Source organism: Exiguobacterium sp. s141 (genome assembly GCF_018618085.1).
Lineage (GTDB): Bacteria > Bacillota > Bacilli > Exiguobacteriales > Exiguobacteriaceae > Exiguobacterium > Exiguobacterium mexicanum_A.
Genome location: NZ_JACSLJ010000005.1, coordinates 1 through 18,319, shown reverse-complemented (window position 1 = coordinate 18,319; position 18,319 = coordinate 1). Strand labels below are relative to the sequence as shown.

Sequence of the window (18,319 nt, the reverse complement as noted above, 5' to 3'; positions counted from 1 at the left end):
TTTCTTATTTGCCTTTGATTTGGTCTGTCACTTTTTTGACGATTTTCTCGACACTGCCCGGATCGTCCAAATCGTGATGCAGCGTCTTGTCCGGGATGTCCATGACCGGCTTCTGGCCTTGCGGGGCCGGGTCGCTCAAATAGACGAAATCGCCGGCACCGTCCGGCGCGCTGCCCGTCGCCCATTTGCCTTGGCTCGACTCATTGCCTTCCGACAAGTCCCAGAACTCGAGGCCATGTTTCTCTGCTTCTTTCTCGTCTTTCGCTGGGAAACTTGCTGGCACGATGACGCCGTTCTTCTCTTCGAGCTCATCGATGGCCGCCATCCATTGGTACTGGTGGTAGCGGTCACGGGAGAGCATCTTGCGGAACACTTTCCGGACGCCTTCGTCTTTCGTCATATGATACAGACGGGCGACTTGGAGCCGGCCTTGCGTCTCGGCGTGTAAGTTCGAGCGCATGTCGGCGAGCAAGTTCCCGCTCGCGACGATATACGATCCGTTCCACGGCACCCCATTCGAGTTCGTCGGCAGTCCGCCGAGCCCGCTGACAATCAAATGCTGGGGGTTCATCCCGCCAAGGATGGCTGCCGTCGCCGGGTCTTTCGCCGCCTCGGCCTGGTCGTCCGGTGACGCCCCGTCGAGCAGTTGCGAGATGAGGGCACAGAGCATCTCGACGTGGCCAATTTCCTCGGTCCCGATGTCCATGAGCATGTCCTTATACTTTTCTTCTCCGCGGCAATTGAAGCCTTGGAACAAGTACTGCATCATGACGGTCATTTCCCCGAACTGACCGCCGAGCACCTCTTGGATTTGACGGGCGAGCTGTGGGTCGGGACGATCGACTTTCACTTCGAACTGCAATTCCTTCTGATGACGAAACATGGAACTCCTCCTTTTTTGAACAACTGGTGAATGAACGACAAAGATATAGTTCCACTATCAAAATAAATAAAAACCTAAAATTTTGAAAAGATTTGGCAGATACAGGTGGGGTATAAACATTGTCAGAGGATTATAAAGTGTAAAAGGGTGGAATTAGTATAAACAGATTGATTTTCGCTTACACAGAGAGGAACGACAGACATGAATAACCTTAACTTCTTGACGACCGAGCACTACGACGTGTTCAAACAGTTGGCCCAGCGCCTCATTAATCCCGGAGACGTCAAGAAAGAGTATTTCTCCGCCCTTTACGTGATCGCCGGGAATGAGCGGGTGCGGAATCTATTGTTGCCGTATATGGATCTTGAGCAAGGCAAGATCAGTACGGCCAATATTATCGACGACAACACGTTCGAGAAACAGGATTTCATTCTCGTCAAACTCGTCATCCATCTGTACAACAACAAGGAGTGGGTGCTCCCGACCGAGCTGATCACATTGCCGGAAGTGGACTACCAGCTTGCGATGCAGGCCATCACCCTTTGCCGTGACCAACAGTTCGATGAGATTGTCATCCCGAGCGACCAAGAGACCTGAGTCAGGTCTCTTTTTTTGTTTCTCGTTCTCGAATGAAGGGTAATTCATCCATGCATTCGAAACCGTTGGATTTTCTTGGAGGAGGGACACGTATGTTACAAGATTTTCCGAAATCGTATTGGCGCGACGTCGAGGTGAAGACGCTGAAACCGCTCAATGAAGACGTACGGACCGAGGTCGTCGTGGTCGGGGCCGGCATCGTCGGCGTACTCGCCGCCTTGCAGTTGGTTGAGCAAGGCAAGCAGGTTGTTCTAGTCGAAGCGGCCCGTTTCGCGACGGGCACGACTGGTTACACGACGGCGAAAGTGTCGGCCCAGCACGGCGTCGTTTATACGGAGCTCGTCAAATCGCTCGGTGAAGACAAGGCGCGACTGTATTACGAGGCGAACATGGACGCGCTCCGTTTCCTCGAGGAACAAGTCGACACACTGAACATCGACTGTGATCTCGAGCGCCAGCACGCCTATATGTATTCACTCTCCTCGTCGAGCTCGGCGAAACTGCTCGAGAAAGAAGAAGAGGCGTATGAACAACTCGGAATCGACGGCGGTGACGCCACGGACGAAGTGAACGGTCTGTTGCCGTACGACGTCAAGAAGGCGACCGTCATGCGCGACCAGCTCCAATTCCATCCGGTCAAATACTTACAAGGGCTGATGGACCGGTTCCTCGAGCTCGGTGGGACATTCTATGAGATGACCCGGGTGACCGGCATCGAATATGGGACGCCGAACCGACTTGATACAATCACGGGCCACACGATCGAGGCACATGACGTCGTCGTCGCGACCCACTTCCCGTTCAACGACTTCAAAGGCCTCTATTTCGCGAAGATGGAAGTCGAGCGTTCATACGTCGTCTCGGCCGAGGTCGACATGTTCCCGGAAGGCATGTTCATCAGCGTCGACAAGCCGAGCCGTTCGCTTCGGCACGTCAAATTCGACAATGGCAAGAAGATGGCCATGTTCGGGGGCGAGAACCATTTGACGGGCCATAAGGAAGAGACGTTGGCCTGTTACCAGAAGCTCGGCGATTTCGGGACACGGCATTTCGGTACCGAGACGTTCAGCCACCATTGGTCGGCCCAAGATTTGATCACGCTCGACAAAGTGCCATACATCGGGCGGATGACGAACGATACGCCGCATGTGTTTGTCGCGACCGGCTTCTCGAAATGGGGGATGAGCCAAGGCATCGTGGCGGCCCGACTCATTGCCGACTTGGTCACGAATCAACCGAACCGCTATGAGGAGCTGTATGACCCGACACGTTCGAAATGGAAGCTCGCGGACGCGGCCCGGTTCATTAAGACGAATGCCGACGTGGCCAAGGAACTCGTCAAAGGCAAGCTGAAGCCGACGGACAAACGAGTGGATGAGCTCGGTCTCGATGAAGGTGCCATCGTCAAAAATAATGGCGAACACGTCGCTGCCTACCGGGATCCCGACGGACACGTCTCGATGGTCGGGTCGGCCTGTACGCATATGGGCTGTACCGTCAACTGGAACCAGGCCGAGCGGTCGTGGGACTGTCCTTGCCACGGCTCGCGTTTCAAACCGAACGGGGAAGTCATTGAAGGACCGGCCGTCAAATCCCTTCCGGACAAGGCATGAAATCAATTTGTAAATATTTCTAGAAAATCATGAGATCAAGTCATTACCGAAGCCGACTTGAGGTCCAGCATTTAACAGTCCACCTTTCCATTGTGATGGTTTGACTCTCATCATGTTCGTCCGATAATGACCGTGAAACTTTTCGTTTGAATAGTTATGGGAACGGAAAGAGGGTCCATGTACAAACGCCATCACGGGGAAAGGGGGAACATCGATGCAAGTGAATCATGGAAAAGCGCTGAGTCTGAAACTAGGGACGTTACTCGTCGTGTTCATCGCGGTCTTGACGCTCGGGTTCGATGTCCCATGGTACCACGCCGCGTGGATCTCGATAGTGGTCGGACTGATCGCCTATGGGGTGGGCGACATGTTCGTATTACGGAAATTCGGTAACTTGATTGCGACAGCGGCCGATTTCGGCCTCGTCTTCTTCTTGACGTGGTTCTTCCTGTGGATTCTCGACTTCGATATCGGGACCGAGACGAGTTTCGTATTGCTTGCGCTGTACACGGCGTTAGTGACCGCGGTCGTCGAGTTCGTGTTCCACGGTTGGTTGCTCAAGCATAAGCGCGAAGAAGCGCATACTCATTCGACACGCTAAAAGGAGGAACGGACATGGCTAAAAACAAACTCGCCATCCATGAAGTGTTAGAGATTCATGAGATGTTGACGCTGAAGCAAGCGGGGCTCGTCAAAGGATACGTGTGCGAACCGCTCATCAAAGACGAAAAGTTGCAGAAGATCGCCCGCAAACATTTGAAGAACACCGAGCAAGCGATCAGTGAACTGAAACAACTGTTGCCGAAGAAGGCGTAAGGAGGAGAGACGGATGGGAATCACGGAAAACTTGAAACGGGCCAGCAAACAACGGGACGAATTAATCGCGACCGATCTGCTCATCACGGCGAAGTCGGCCGTCCGCGCTTATGCGGTGGCCGTGACCGAGACGGCGTCACCCGAGGTCCGGAAAGTGCTCATCAAACAATTAAACCAAGCGATCGAAGACCATGCCGAGATCGCCGACTATATGATCAAGAACGATATGTATATGGCGTACGATATCGAAAAGCAGTTAAAGCACGACAAAGAAAAAGTCGACAAAGCGAGCAAATTGATCAAGAAGTGATGGCCGACGGAAACGTCGGTCTTTTTCGTTTCAGGCATGGTGGCCCGTGGTATCGGATAAGGACTATACGTGAGGGAGGAGACACGCCATGTCTGTAAATACGACGATGCTCGCCATCGTGCTCGTCCTGATGGTGTCGACGATTGCCGCCCCGTTTCTGTTCGTCTTCTATCTATGGCGCAAGGACCGCCATCAACGTGAGCACTCCGTCCTCCGGAACTTCCCGATCCTCGGCAAGGTGCGCTACATCTTGGAGAAGGTCGGGCCCGAGATGCGCCAATACTTGTTCTTGAACGACAACGAGTCAAAACCGTTCTCCCGGAACGACTACAAGGCGGCTGTGATTTCCGGAAAATATAAGTCGCGCATCATCGGATTCGGTTCGGAGCGGGACTTCGAAGGCGGCGCTCCCGTATGTGCATCAACTACTCTTGCAATATGGGATTCGTGACCGTATCACCTTGTTCGCCTCCGGCAAGCTCGTCACGGCAGACAAAATTGCCGTCGCGCTCTCACTCGGGGCCGACTGCATCAATATCGCCCGTGGGCTCATGTTCAATGTCGGCTGTATCCAGGCGCAAGTGTGCCACACGAACCGATGCCCGGTCGGCGTCGCGACGACCGACCCGAAACTGCAGCACGCCCTCGTCGTCGACGAGAAGAGCTTACGCGTGCCGAACTACATCATCTCGCTCCGGGAAGGACTCTACAACATGGCGGCCGCGGCCGGACTCGACACACCGACGAAACTGTCGCTCGAGCATGTCGCCTACAAGTATCCGGACGGCCGGGTGAAGCGGGGCGAGGATTTGTTCGATGGACAAGCGAAAGACGGATGACCGCGGTCATCCGTCTTGTTGTGTGAGCTGGTGGAACAGTTTGGCATAGAGCCCCATCCCGATGAGCGCCGACAATAAAATGAGTGTGAAGACGGCAATCGGGGAGACGAAACCCGAGGCGAGCACCGTCACCGGCGCAAGGAACTTGCCGATCGTGTTTTGGAGCGTGTCGGCCGCGAGGTATTGTCCGCGTGACGCCTCTGGGGCATAGCGGCTGACGAAGCTTTGGCTGACCGGGGAGCGGATCAACTCGCCGAACGTGAACACGGTCGTGACGACGAGCAAATACCAGATGTTCGACGAGAAGGCGACGAGGAACGTCCCGAAGCCGGCGAGGAACGTCGACAACAGGAAGACACGTCGTTCGTCCCACGCTCGGAACACGCGCGTGACAGGAATGATGAAGACGACGAACAAGAGCCCGTTATAGGCGACGAGCCAGCCGAACAGGATCGTGTTCGAGACGTCGAACGTGGCCGGGGCCTGTTCAATCAAATAGACCGGTACATACACGTCGAGCTGCATGATGGGGATCAAGGCGAATACGCCGGCAATCAAATAGAGGCGGAACAACGGATCGCGCAAAATCATCGCATACGAACGCCCTTGGGTGCGGAATGTTTTGGCGACCGTCTTCTCAGGTGAGCCCGGCCGTGTCTCATGGGTGAGCGCCGCGAGCAGCACTCCGTATCCGAACAGGACGAAGGCACAGCCTAATAGGAGCGCTTGGCGATGCTCGAAGAAGAGGACCGCCCCAAGGATCGGACCGAGCACGGCGCCGATATTGTTCGACGCCATGAACGTCGCGAACACGTCGCGTAAATGTTCGGTTGGCACGAGGTCGGCGACCATGGCCGAGCTGGCCGGTTTATAAATGGCGCCCATGAAACCGATGCCGATATAGGTGACATAATCGACGTAGGCGTTCGTCGAGAAGGCGAAGGCGACGAACAAGACCCCTTGCGCGAACGTCCCGACGAGCATGACGGGACGACGTCCGATCTCGTCCGCGAGCGAACCGCCGATTAAACTGCCGATCAAAAGAAACAGCGGTGGCACGGCCATGAGCAGACCGGCCAGCTCGACGCCGAGCGTTTGGGCGAAATAGACGGTGATGAACGGGAAGTACATCCAAAACAACAGATTGAACAGCCCTTCACCGAACAAGCGGACCTTCAGGTTGAGGTCCCAGCGGTATGATTCCATCGTTGTGCTCCTTTCAAGAGTCTATCTTTACTGTAGGGAGTTGGACCGAGAAAGAATAGACTTATGTTGCGGGATTTGCTACGCTAAGAATAGAAAAAGCGAATATATACGAGCCTGTTTGCGCTGTCCCATAAAACGAACATATGTTTGTTTAACCTTGTTAAAACGACCCATCATCACATAGATGCCGGGTCGTTTTTGACATAACATGACGAATATCCCTTCGTTAAACCGGGAACACTTAACTGTTGATCATCTAAGGAGGGATTCTATGAAAGCCTTATTCTTGAACTGTTCGTTGAAAGGCGGGGACACGACCTCGCATACGGAAGGATTGATGAAGGATATCATCCCGCACTTCGATAAGCTCGGGGTCGACTCGGAGATCGTCCGTGTCGTCGACTACAACGTCGCGTTCGGCGTGACCGAGGATGAAGGGGACGGGGACGAATGGCCCCAGATCTTCGAGAAAGTGAAGGCGGCCGACATCCTCATCATCGGGACACCGCTTTGGCTCGGCGAGAAGAGTAGCATCGCCACGCAAGTCATCGAGCGGTTGTATGGGGGCAGCGCCTTAACGAACGACAAAGGTCAGGCCATCTACTACAACAAAGTCGGCGGTGTCGTCGTGACAGGGAACGAGGACGGGGCGAAACATGCCTGTGCGTCCATCTTGTACGGGCTATCCCATATCGGCTTCACTGTTCCGCCGAACGTCGACGCGTATTGGGTCGGCGAGGCCGGACCGGGCGACTCGTATATCGATGCCGGGCGCGATAACGCCTTCACGAAAAAGAACGGACGCGTCATGGCGTACAACTTGTACCATTTCGCGAACATGTTGAAGCAGACGCCGATTCCGGCGGAAGGCAATACGATGGAGTGAGATAGGCGGCTTAGGCCGTCTTTTTTGATGCTTACTCGTTGAAGAACGGACGCGTGTCGCTTGGATGTTCAGGTTCTCCGTAGAGTTTGATTCGTTTCTCCATCCACGTTTTCTGCCGCATCATGTAATTGATAATGTGTTCGATAAAGTTCTCGTTGATTAAGCAAGGCTCGAACCGGAGGACATGTTCATAAGAATGCGGTCCGACGCACAGGAAGCCGGGCGGGAACCAGGCTGTTCTCAAACGACTTATTTCATCTAATACGCGAATGACAAAAAAAGCCTCGTCTACTTCCTGTTGATACATCATTTGGAACGATACCTCTCCGCCACCTGGGAACGTACGTGTTAACTTAAGTATGGTCATCGGTCCATACAACATCGTCTCTCCTTCGAATTGGAAACGATGATCTCGTTCACTGACGTTGAGTGCTTGATCGGCAATTCGATTAAAGGTGTAATCGACATCTCGCCAATCGTTCGTCTGTTGGCGAAAAAGGGTTTCCCTTGTGGCTTTGTGTAGATTTTTCGAGACGCTTAACGGATACTCATGAAGTTTCGACATGTTTTTCCACTCCTTGTTTATCACAAGATAGGGTGCTCCTTTCATCATAAGCTAATTTTAAAGGTTAGAATTTTACAGATTATAGTATATTTAAGAGGTTAATCGCTGTACTTTCCATTCGTAGTAACATTTTCCTTGAAAATTATAAAAGAGACATTTGTCACAGTAGAAAATATTGCGCAAAAAACAGAAAGATTTCAGTCGAATCGTGGACTGAGATCTTTTTTACAATCAGCGATGCAAACATAAAAAAAGACGCTCGAAGGCGCCTTTAAGAGATTTGCTCACGATCAGAGCGAGTACTAGTTTGATCTCACTATTTTTTCTCCACCGCATACCCGCCGAACTCGTTCCGCAGGGTGATGAAAAATTGTAGGTTATTAGGAAGTGGTGAATTAAGAATCAATATTTTTTCATTTCAACTATCAATCGATAAAATTACCCTTTTTTTGAAAACAATTACAATAAATATAAGATGGTGCTATAATTTTCATATAAACAATGTGACAATTTAACTAATAATCTCGTTCATCAGGGGGAGGAAATAGGGTGGAATTAGTAAAACCGAATCAATCTGTTCCAATCTACATTAACTTTACATATAAAGCAAAATCGGAATTGGATAATTTATTAAAAGGGCTATCAATTCGTGAATTTCTTACAGAGCAAAGTACTTATCAAATTCAAATAGAAAAAGATAATGGACGAGATGAAGGTCTTTATCTGAACTTTTATTTTTCATCGTCTGAAAACGAAACAATCAAATTAATTACTGACAACATGACGCTCAAATTCTCAACTGTCTTGAAAGAGGATGGCTTTTTAGTGATTTCTACTCGCATAGTGCAGAAACACTTTGGTGATAACAACGTTCGTCGTCTTAAACAATTAGTCCATTTTTTTATCGATGAAAAAACTAAATTCAGTTTAGATTCGAGTCTTCAACATAAAATCGAAGAGCTGCCGATTGCGCGAGAACAGTCGAAAATTGTGAAGGAACGTCTTCGTAGTTGGGAAGTATACTTAGACCTAATGTTAGAAAAAGCAGAGCATAATCAAGCAGACATTCCCTACAATAGTCTGGCTATCAGTACTAATTTACGTGAGATCACGTTCAATATACATAACTTACAAGAACACATAGTAGGAAAGAAGTTGCGATCGTCTAACGCAACACTTGTGACTAAAGAAAGTGTGGAAAGTTCTAGAGAAGTTGAAGAAAAAATTGGAATGGTAAAAAGAATCGATTCCAATAAAAATCGAATCATCGTCGAACTGGATGAAGACTACGTAGATTTAATAAGGAAAAATCGATGGTTGCCCAAAAAGAATGGCGTGATAAAACTTAATAATTATGGAGATTTATCTCAGGCGCGACACCTAAGAAATGGGTTTAAAGATCTCCAAAACGGTCGAGCTCTAAATCCTAACTTGGAATTTCTTTTGTTTGAGGAAAATCCAATTTCGGACACATCATCGTTGAAACAAGAGTTTAAATTCGATCATGTTTTGCGTTCGAATTTAAATACTTATCAAAAGGATGCTGTTAAAGGTGCTCTAGAAGCGAGCGACTTATATCTTATCCAAGGTCCACCCGGTACTGGGAAAACGACAGTTATTGCTGAAATCTGTTATCAGAACGCGATTCAAGGACTTAAAACGTTAGTAGCTTCTCAGTCCAACTTAGCCGTAGACAATGCTTTAAGTAAGTTATTAGAAGACCCAAAAATAAGGATTCTTCGAAAAGGTAGAACAAATAGTATTGAAGAAGAAGGCAAAAAATTTATAGAAGAGAACGTAGCGTTTACTTGGAAAAATCAAACTCAGTCTGCAATTAATGAGGACATTAATCTATTAGAGAAAACACTAAGTGATAAAAAGAAAAAAGATACCGAATATAAGAATGCTATCGAAGATAATAAAAATTATGAAACAAAACAAAAAGAGTTCGAATCCTTACAAAAGAGCTTTACTGAATCTTCTTATCTTATTCAAGATATTGAAAACCAAATCATTATAAAGCAAAGAAAAGCTAAAAATCTACATTCATATATTGAACAACATCAGCAGAAAACTGAAGAATTGTATAAGCGTATAAATAGCAGTCAAGTTGAACTAGATGAGCTCTCAGATGAAGTTAACAGCGCGAATAAGAAAAATCTTTTTGCTGAACAAAAACAGGAAATTACAAAAGCAATCTCTTACAAAGAAGACGTTAATCGATTAGAAGAATTAAAACAATTATTAAAATCATACACTAATAAAATTGAAGAATTGTTACTAGAAAAAGAAGAGACGGAAAAAAGATTCAAAACATATGATAGACAAAAGCAATCAACATACAGCTATATAAATAAAAAAAACCAAGATGTAATTGAAATAGAAAAGCAAATTGAAAAGATTGTCCATGAAAAAAGTACGTTCCAACTTTCTGAGCAATCATTAAATATGCAACTTGTTCAATTGATTGAACCGCTTGAAAAAATAGTAAAACGACAAGAAGAGGTCTTAAAAGATATATCATATGATGTTGCTACAGCAAAAGAAATCATTCATCCAACTCAAAGCCATTTAGAGGTGGAGTACGTCCATTCATTGTTAGAAATGTGTAGTTCAAGGATAGTAAGTGTGCCTAAGCTGTCTCTAACAAAAAGGATTTGGAACAAGCTTTCTGGTGACTATGGCGAACAATATAGGGTTGTAATTGAAGATTATACGATGCTTATGAAGGTATTGAAGCGAATTCAAAACGAACTAGCTACATATGAAAAAGTAAAAGAATGGTCTGAAAAACTAAAACAATTAGAAATTGAGCATGAAAAAAAGATAACAAATCATTATGGGAACACACTTGGCCAATTAAATAATCAGTTATCAAAAACATTAAAATTACGGAACGAATCTGAACAGGAACTTCAAAGATTACAAAACTCTACAGAGAAATGGCAAAGTTATCATCCGAATTTATATATGTCGTACTCAATTCGTGAACTTTTTATTGAGAAAGAAAGATGCGAAAAAGAATTAATCAAGTTCGAAAAAATAGAAGAAACAAGACAGCAACTTACTTCCTCGATTGGGCAGATGAAAGTCGACATTCATAAAATTGAAAATAAACTAAAACGTGATTTATCTGATCTCGAACAAATAAATAGTGAAATTCAAGAACTGACATCAGAACTAGATAGTATGGAGCAATCACAAAAAGAATTAAGTGTAAGACTTGAAGCGTCGAAGAACCTTTTGGCCTTGAAAACTTTGGATAGTATTGAAAAAGAAAATAGAAAGCTAAAAAGGCTTATTCGGTTAAACAATGTATCTATAAATGAAGATGAAGAGCTTCTTCAAATGAAACGAATGTGGTTTGACATGCTTGAGGGTGCTAAAGAACATGATTTAGAAGAAATCCGAAGAATGTATATCAAACATGCTAATGTAATTGGAACAACATGCGTTCAATCTGCTCGCCGCGACTTCATAGAAGAATATCCTGATTTTGATGTGGTAATCATTGATGAGGTATCAAAGGCTACCCCCCCTGAGTTGTTATTACCGATGTTGAAAGGGAAAAAAATCATTCTTGTCGGGGACCATCACCAGCTTCCCCCTTTAGTTGGTCAGGAAACTTTAGAAGAAGTGGCTTCTAAAGAAGAGACGATAGAACAGCAAGAAACTTTAAAGAACAGTTTAAAAGAATCTTTATTCGAACGCTTATTCAATTCTCTAGACGATTGTCATAAACAAACCCTAAGGATTCAGTATCGAATGCACGAAACAATTATGAAGACAATTTCTCAATTTTATGAAGGGTCGACTCATGATTCAGCTTTCGGTCTAAGTTGTGGGATTTTAGATTCTGACAGTGAGAGAGATCACTTTTTAGATGGTCATTATGTTAAAAGAGGTCAACATTTAATGTGGTTTGATTTACCGAACGAAGCTGAATTCTTTGAGAAGAGTGAATCAGGGAGTACAAGTAAATATAACGAGGCTGAACTGCGTCTTATTCGTGGAATCATTGAAGATTTAGAAGCAGCTACAGCCAACGCCAAAGCAAAAGGATTAATCGATATAGAGGACAAGAAGCAAGTTGGAATCATCAGTTTTTACGGTGATCAAATTCAAAAAATTAAAAACTTGGTGGACGATGAGATTCAAACTGAACATTTGACATTCCGAATTGGAACGGTTGATAGATTCCAAGGTATGGAGAGTGACATTATCCTAGCAAGTTTTGTTCGAAATCATCAAAACCCTCAAGACGATATTGGATTCCTCAATGAATACCGCCGATTAAATGTCGCTTTATCTCGTGCAAAGGAATTGCTGATTATTACAGGATCATCGGCAATGTTTACAAGAAGAGCAAAAAATAGTAGGACTCGGACTCGATTTAAGAATGTCCTTCAGGTAGTAAAAGATCATGATGGACTTCGAGACTATATGGGAAGACTGAAATAAGAAAGAAGTGAGCATATGTTATGGAAGCTGAGTGACCAAATAAGCAGCAATCAGCAAGAACTAAAAATTATCGAAGAAGCAATGGGCGATAATCAATATCTTCATATTCTAGAAACAATCGAATGGAAAATACCTGTTAATCTTTATGAGCTTGATATAACGTCGGCTACAAAATCAAAGCTGGATATCCTAAAGAAAATGATTATGACATTGGCTCAGAGCGAGCGAGGTGTCAGCTCACAAGATGCTAGTGATTTTTTACGTGTCGACACTTTATTTGTAGACGACCTGATTCATCAGATGGAAAGAACAGGACTGTTAGAGAATGATGCTGACGTTTACCGTTTAACAAAAGTCGGACAGGTGCAATTAGCCGCTGGGACTGTCCTTGGTGAACCAGAAGTAGAACGCTTCAAATTTTGCGTAAACGTATTACAGAACATAGTTTTAAATGACGTCGATACAAATCCATTTATTTATTCGGAAAGTGAAAGTGATGTAGGCCCCCCACTTTATCGTTACGGTGGGGACGAAGTTGACTTGAAAAACAAAATACTCGAAGAAGCAGAATTCAAGCAGTATTTGATAGATAGTGGCCAACCATTCGAAATCGGAGGGAAAGAAAAAATCATTTCAAAAATTGAGCCACTTAAATTAGTGAGTAGAAGATATGGAAAAGTAATCGAATTTCGTCTATATGATTTAGCAAAAGATGAAGTTTTTACCCGTGTATGGAACGGAGCTCTTAGTAAATTTGATGAATCTCTGGAGAATCAGATCAATGAGTTAGAAAATGAGACATGGCGTGAAAAATATCACGAAGAAATTCTAGATCAAGTCCCAAATCGTTATGAGCGTTTAAGAAAACTAATGCTACAGGCTGAAGTAGAAGAGAAAAACGGCAAACAAACCATGATTGAATTGTTACGGGGTATTGATATTCGTGAACGTTTTCTTAATTCATTTGAACAAACACAAAGAAAAATGCTAATGGTTTCTCCTTGGATCTCCACTTCAGTTATGGACCGAGAAATGTTTAACCGATTAGAAAAATTTGCATCAGAAGGAAAGACCCTTTTTATCTCATGGGGAATTGCCAAGCACCTCAAATATGAAGACCGTGCTCCGGATGCGGAATTAATCAAGAAAATCCGTTCCATACAACATAAAGATGGAACGCCTGCTGTTTTTATAAGATGGTTCGGAAATCAACATAATAAAGAAATTGTAATTGACCAGAAAACTTTATTACTTGGTTCTTTTAACTGGCTCTCTTATCGAGGAGATTACAATTTAAGACATGAATCAGTAATGGTCACATATGAAGACAACCTGATTCGAGAAACGAGCCAGATGATTGAAGAAAAGTTCATTGATGAACTTGAAAGAGAATGCCAAGTAATTCTTAATCACCCTCCACAAGATTTAGAGGCCATAATGCTAAAACGGTGGATGAAAGAATTGATTATGCTGGACTCGCAACTTGAAAAACGTAAAAAATTGGCTGAAAGATTGATACAACATCTTCGGAATGAGAATAAACAAGATTTGATATTAGAACTGGCGAAACTTTGGCTTGTATACGACAAAGAAGAGATGGGGGCGCACGACTATTTGAAAGAGCTATTAGTTGCACATGAAACGGAGGTGGCGACCGAATACTTTATGCTTGCCCTCAAACACGTATCAACTAGCTCACTTTGGTCAAAAGCAGAAATATTTAGCTCACATGCGGACTGGTTTGCACAATTCGGAAAGTTTATCGAAGCAAAAGAAGAATTAGTAAAAGAAAAAAAATACAGAGCTGTAGAATCAAATAGGAAATCTAAAAAGAGAAAAAAACGCTAAGGTTGGTAAAAGACGATGTTTTGACTAGCACCGTCTTTTCGTAAGAATTAAAAACATAAAAATATCAATACATTGACATTATCATGAAAAATCACATTGATTAATGACTAGAAAGACCATAAAATTCAAAAAGGTTAGACGTAATTTAGAAAAATAATTAAGTGCAGGAGTGTTGAAAAGATGTTCACCCTTATAGTTCTAGGGGTTATGTTTTGGGCAGGAATTTCTTTTTTTGAAAGTATACGCGAAGAAGAAAAGATCGATTCGCAAAACCAAAAACATTTAGAGAATGCCATTGAAGAGATGAATCTTCGCAGACAGACTTTCAAAACCAATGAAGGACTGATTTACAGTGGCGATGCGATCTTCTTTTCTTCTATGGCAACCAACCGAGTCTATGCCTGGTATGAGACAGGTCAATTTAAGTTGTCTCATCAAAATGATTTGATTCTCTTCACTCTAGCTCAACATTTCGTGAATGGTTCCCCTCGTTTGTACATAGCAAAAATGAATATTAACTCACGAGTCTTTGAGTTTCCGATTGGAAAGTTTTCAGATTATTTTTTAACTTTGGAAAAAGAACGAGAAATGCGTAGAGTTGGTGAGTATATTTCTTTAAACGCTATGAACGTCGTGGCTGAGGTGATGGCATTTAATAAATTTTCTCGCGAAGTCACATCGTTCAAAAGATTAAAAGCAGTCACTTTAGAACAACAAGCACATTATTTAAATGACTATGATAACTATTTAGATAGTGCCAGAAATCGAATTTTTGATCTTGTGCAGGATACTTTCCAGAATGAGAACTCTTATTCGGAAGACTCTAGCTCAACATTTAATCAACGAGAAGAGTCATTCACAATCTATTTAAAAGTATTGGAGTTTGAAAGTGTGCACAACGTTACGTTCGAACAAGTGCGCAAACAGTATAAGCAGCTGGCCAGACGTTATCATCCAGACAGCGTAACCGGAGATGAGTATCGGTTTAAACTAATACGAGAAGCATATGAGTTTTTAGAAAGCAATTATCCGAAATGACGAACGGGGGAAAACATGTGGAAAACACACATAATTATAGTTTCTTAGAAAGAGAATGGCCAGATTACGCAAATTTGGGTCACATTATCGAATCAAAGTTGATGATGGAACCAGAGCAAGCGGTTCTTAAAATGAAAGTATTAAGTGAGCTTTTGATTCATGACCTTCTTGAAAAAAATAGTATGCGTTCTTCTGCTTCTTCAACTACAGAGGAACGTCTACACTTAATTCAAACAGTAGAAGGTGTTCCTGGGGATATTGTACAAAAATTAAGAGCGTTGCGTGAGACGGACCATACATTGTCGCGTGAGAAGCAGAGTCTTCATTCGTTGAATAAACAATTAGTAGAAGTATTACATTGGTTTGCGAAGAGTTATGGAGCAATCGATTATGCCCCACTTTCATATAATGCGCCTTTAGACGAAAAAGTGGAACAGTCTTCCAATCAACTTGCATTGTATGAGGTGAATTACGCAGATTTAGAAGAAGAGATTGCTAATGAGTCTAATATAGTGGTTTCGCGGTTTACGAGAACGGAGCGGGACAAGAAAAAACATCTTTCTGAGGGGACAGCATCTTCAATGGTACAAAACACTAAAAAGCCAAAAAGTAAATTTAAACGTACACTCACGAAGTTCTTAGTTACGGCAGCAGTAGTTCTCATTGCGTTCTTAGGAATTAATGCTTATACAGTTGCGCAAAATCATGAAGCTTTTCCAAATTCGTTGGATCGTGCACTCGTTGAAAATGTGAACGGCATCTTAGGGTTTAGCTACGGGGAAAGTGCTATGAATAAAGCAATGGAACAAAAAAACTCAGAGCGGATTGAATCATTACTTGCTCAAGGAGTGGATAAAAACAAGCTTTACCCAAATGGAGAAACATTGGCTACTTACGCTGTGAAAGAAGGAGATAACAAGCTCTTACTCTCTTTGTTGGAAGACAGCGCAGATATGTCTAAACAAAATGCTGATGGCGAGACAGCGCTGGAAATTGCTTATGAGACTGATAATGAACGAGCATTGGGGTTATTAGGGGCGGAAAAAGCGCCACTGTCTGTGAGCTTTGTTCAAAATAACTTAATTGGTTACTGGAAAGCCGATAATGAAGTAGTAGAGCTAAAAGAAGAGGGTAATGCAGTCAAGGCATTGATCTATGTGAATGGGGAAGAGCTAGCGTTAGATCTTTCAAACTTGACCATGGTTGATAAGAATACACTGAAATTCGAAAATAAAGAATATTCTCGTGGAACGGAAAATGATAAGAATACGATTGTTGCTTCTCAAAGTGCAAAAGCTGAAGATAGTTCTGCCTCGAGGGACTCTGAAAATACATCTGAGGACGAAGTGGCTGAGTTGGACATTGAAGAAACGGTTACTGAAACTGATAGTGAATCAGATTCGCAAGCTGAACTAGATGCATTGTTAGCAGAGCGAGAAGAAGATGAAATTGAACGTTTGAAAAAAAATATTGCATTTATGAATAGCATCGTAGGGTTTTGGGATTTAACGTCAGAATGGGAAGACGAACGTTTTCAAACATTGGTTATTCAAGAAGATCAGGAAGATACATTATGGGGTTTTCACTTACTCAGTGAAGGGAAAATATACCCATATGCTGATTATGATTACTATTATAGAGAATCAATTCTTTTGAAAGACGATAAGGCTGAATTAAAAGACGAACAGTCTCCTAGATATGTTGTTACCAAATTATCAGATGACAAAATAACGGTAAATCTTAAAGTTGGAATTAATGATTTAGATAAAAAAGAGGTATTCAAGACTTTAACTTATACTAAAATTCCTAAGAGTACTGTCTCAACAGAGTTGTTAGAAAAATATCCAAAAGCATTTCAATAAAAAACATATTAAAGAGAGGTAAAGAGGCCAATGTAAACCCTGAATGGTTTTACATTGGCCTCTTCCTTTATACATTTATACATTGATTGATTTATCGATTATTTTTTCTCCACCGCATGCCCGCCGAACTCGTTCCGCAGGGCAGCGACGACTTTCCCAGAGAACGTGTCCTCTTCGAGCGAACGTTGCCGCATCATGAGCGACATCGCGATGACCGGCGCTGGTACCCCATACTCGAGCGCCGTCTCGACCGTCCATTTTCCTTCTCCTGAGGCATGCATGACCCCTTTAATCTCGTCGAGTTTCGCATCCTTATGGAACGCGCTCTCGGTCAGCTCCATCAGCCATGAGCGGACGACCGAGCCGTGGTTCCAGACGCGGGCGACTTGCTCGTGGTCGTACTCGAACGGGCTCTTCTCGAGAATCTCGAACCCTTCGGCGATCGCCTGCATCATGCCGTATTCAATCCCGTTATGGATCATCTTCAAGAAGTGGCCACTGCCACTCGTTCCGGCGTACAAGTAGCCGTTATCCGTCGACACGTCGTCGAACAACTCCTCGATTTTGCCGAACGCCTCCAAATCCCCACCGATCATCGTACAGGCGCCGTGTCGTGCCCCTTCCGTGCCGCCACTCGTCCCGACATCAAAGAAGTAGATGAGCTTGTCCTTGAAGTGCTCGGCCCGCCGCATCGATTCCTTATAGTTCGAGTTGCCGCCGTCGATGACGATATCCCCCGGAGACAACAACGCATGCAGGTCGTTCAAGACGTGCTCCGTCACGTCGCCCGCCGGCACCATCACCCAGATGACGCGCGGAGCCTTCAGCCCTTCGACGACTTCTTCGAGCGACTGTTTTGTCTCGAACTGGCTCGTCGACACATTGCCCGGGTCGTAGCCGAGGACGCGGTGCCCGCCGTCCGTTAAATTGAGCGCCAAGTTCAACCCCATCTTTCCAAGTCCGATCATCCCTAATTCCATATCGGTTCACTCCGTTCGTTGATTTGGTTTCCTTATAAGGGTTACCCGAAATGGATGGACTTTAAAAGAGGGGCTTCACTTCATCGATGCGGTAGGCGAGGATTGACCCGACCTTCACTTGCTTCCCGTCACTCAAGTTGACGAAGTCATTCAAAGGACTCGCGATCTTTAACGTCTTCTCGAACGTGGACGAGGCCTCATGAATCGAACCTCCATACACGATAAATGAACAAAGCTCATCTTTCTCTAAAAAACACGTGACGACATAACGCATCTGCCGATTCCTCCGACCATTAAATGGATTTATTTTTACAATTTTAATACGAACTGTATTTTGCAATACAAATGTGCACAATAATGCAACGAAAAGTACAGAACTTTGCCAGCTGGGTTTTAGTGTTTCGACAACGCATGC

Annotated in this window: 15 protein-coding genes and 1 pseudogene; 11 read left to right on the top strand and 5 right to left on the bottom strand. The window is 44.4% G+C overall.

The window, feature by feature from the left end; translation table 11 throughout:
* Positions 1 to 4: 4 nt before the first annotated feature.
* Entirely contained in the window at positions 5 to 883 is an 879-nt protein-coding gene (locus KNP74_RS11085; protein ID WP_214764299.1) for a manganese catalase, read from the bottom strand.
* Positions 884 to 1,084: 201 nt separating this feature from the next.
* Here KNP74_RS11085 and KNP74_RS11080 point away from each other — a divergent pair, with 201 nt between their 5' ends.
* The 6 genes and pseudogenes from KNP74_RS11080 to KNP74_RS11055 all read left to right on the top strand — a co-directional run bounded on the left by KNP74_RS11080 (position 1,085) and on the right by KNP74_RS11055 (position 5,058).
* Positions 1,085 to 1,480, top strand: a complete 396-nt coding sequence (locus KNP74_RS11080; protein ID WP_214764298.1) for a hypothetical protein — start codon at positions 1,085 to 1,087, stop codon at positions 1,478 to 1,480.
* Between the two features lie 92 nt (positions 1,481 to 1,572).
* Positions 1,573 to 3,093: an FAD-dependent oxidoreductase gene (locus tag KNP74_RS11075; protein WP_214764297.1), complete on the top strand. Its 1,521-nt coding sequence runs from the start codon at positions 1,573 to 1,575 to the stop codon at positions 3,091 to 3,093.
* Positions 3,094 to 3,307: 214 nt separating this feature from the next.
* Positions 3,308 to 3,694, top strand: a complete 387-nt coding sequence (locus KNP74_RS11070) for a DUF2512 family protein (RefSeq protein ID WP_214764296.1) — start codon at positions 3,308 to 3,310, stop codon at positions 3,692 to 3,694.
* A gap of 14 nt (positions 3,695 to 3,708) precedes the next feature.
* Entirely contained in the window at positions 3,709 to 3,909 is a 201-nt protein-coding gene (locus KNP74_RS11065; protein ID WP_214764295.1) for a spore coat protein, read from the top strand.
* 13 nt (positions 3,910 to 3,922) lie between these two features.
* Positions 3,923 to 4,219 (top strand): spore coat protein, encoded by a 297-nt coding sequence (locus tag KNP74_RS11060; RefSeq protein ID WP_214764294.1) that lies wholly within the window; start codon positions 3,923 to 3,925, stop codon positions 4,217 to 4,219.
* Between the two features lie 88 nt (positions 4,220 to 4,307).
* Positions 4,308 to 5,058: pseudogene (locus KNP74_RS11055) on the top strand (glutamate synthase-related protein).
* Positions 5,059 to 5,064: 6 nt separating this feature from the next.
* Here KNP74_RS11055 and KNP74_RS11050 read toward each other — a convergent pair.
* Positions 5,065 to 6,264 (bottom strand): MDR family MFS transporter, encoded by a 1,200-nt coding sequence (locus KNP74_RS11050; protein ID WP_214764293.1) that lies wholly within the window; start codon positions 6,262 to 6,264, stop codon positions 5,065 to 5,067.
* A gap of 271 nt (positions 6,265 to 6,535) precedes the next feature.
* Here KNP74_RS11050 and KNP74_RS11045 point away from each other — a divergent pair, with 271 nt between their 5' ends.
* Positions 6,536 to 7,150 (top strand): flavodoxin family protein, encoded by a 615-nt coding sequence (locus KNP74_RS11045; protein WP_214764292.1) that lies wholly within the window; start codon positions 6,536 to 6,538, stop codon positions 7,148 to 7,150.
* A 31-nt stretch (positions 7,151 to 7,181) separates the two neighbouring features.
* Here the strand turns inward: KNP74_RS11045 and KNP74_RS11040 are convergent, their stop codons facing one another.
* The gene (locus tag KNP74_RS11040) at positions 7,182 to 7,715 is read right to left on the bottom strand and encodes a hypothetical protein (RefSeq protein ID WP_214764291.1); all 534 of its coding nucleotides are present in this window, start codon (positions 7,713 to 7,715) and stop codon (positions 7,182 to 7,184) included.
* A 549-nt stretch (positions 7,716 to 8,264) separates the two neighbouring features.
* Between KNP74_RS11040 and KNP74_RS11035 the strand changes: the two genes are divergently transcribed.
* The 4 genes from KNP74_RS11035 (at position 8,265) to KNP74_RS11020 (ending at position 16,924) form a co-directional block, all read left to right on the top strand.
* Positions 8,265 to 12,176 carry an AAA domain-containing protein gene (locus tag KNP74_RS11035; RefSeq protein ID WP_214764289.1) on the top strand — a complete coding sequence of 1,304 codons (3,912 nt, stop codon included), beginning with the start codon at positions 8,265 to 8,267 and terminating at the stop codon, positions 12,174 to 12,176.
* Positions 12,177 to 12,191: 15 nt separating this feature from the next.
* Positions 12,192 to 14,024, top strand: a complete 1,833-nt coding sequence (locus KNP74_RS11030) for a phospholipase D-like domain-containing protein (protein WP_214764288.1) — start codon at positions 12,192 to 12,194, stop codon at positions 14,022 to 14,024.
* A gap of 207 nt (positions 14,025 to 14,231) precedes the next feature.
* Positions 14,232 to 15,062 carry a J domain-containing protein gene (locus tag KNP74_RS11025; protein ID WP_214764287.1) on the top strand — a complete coding sequence of 277 codons (831 nt, stop codon included), beginning with the start codon at positions 14,232 to 14,234 and terminating at the stop codon, positions 15,060 to 15,062.
* Between the two features lie 17 nt (positions 15,063 to 15,079).
* Positions 15,080 to 16,924: an ankyrin repeat domain-containing protein gene (locus KNP74_RS11020; protein ID WP_214764285.1), complete on the top strand. Its 1,845-nt coding sequence runs from the start codon at positions 15,080 to 15,082 to the stop codon at positions 16,922 to 16,924.
* 98 nt (positions 16,925 to 17,022) lie between these two features.
* Here KNP74_RS11020 and gnd read toward each other — a convergent pair whose 3' ends face one another.
* Both gnd and KNP74_RS11010 read right to left on the bottom strand, forming a co-directional pair.
* Positions 17,023 to 17,904: a phosphogluconate dehydrogenase (NAD(+)-dependent, decarboxylating) gene (gene gnd / locus KNP74_RS11015; RefSeq protein ID WP_214764284.1), complete on the bottom strand. Its 882-nt coding sequence runs from the start codon at positions 17,902 to 17,904 to the stop codon at positions 17,023 to 17,025.
* Between the two features lie 61 nt (positions 17,905 to 17,965).
* Positions 17,966 to 18,178, bottom strand: a complete 213-nt coding sequence (locus tag KNP74_RS11010) for a hypothetical protein (RefSeq protein WP_214764283.1) — start codon at positions 18,176 to 18,178, stop codon at positions 17,966 to 17,968.
* Positions 18,179 to 18,319: the final 141 nt, after the last annotated feature.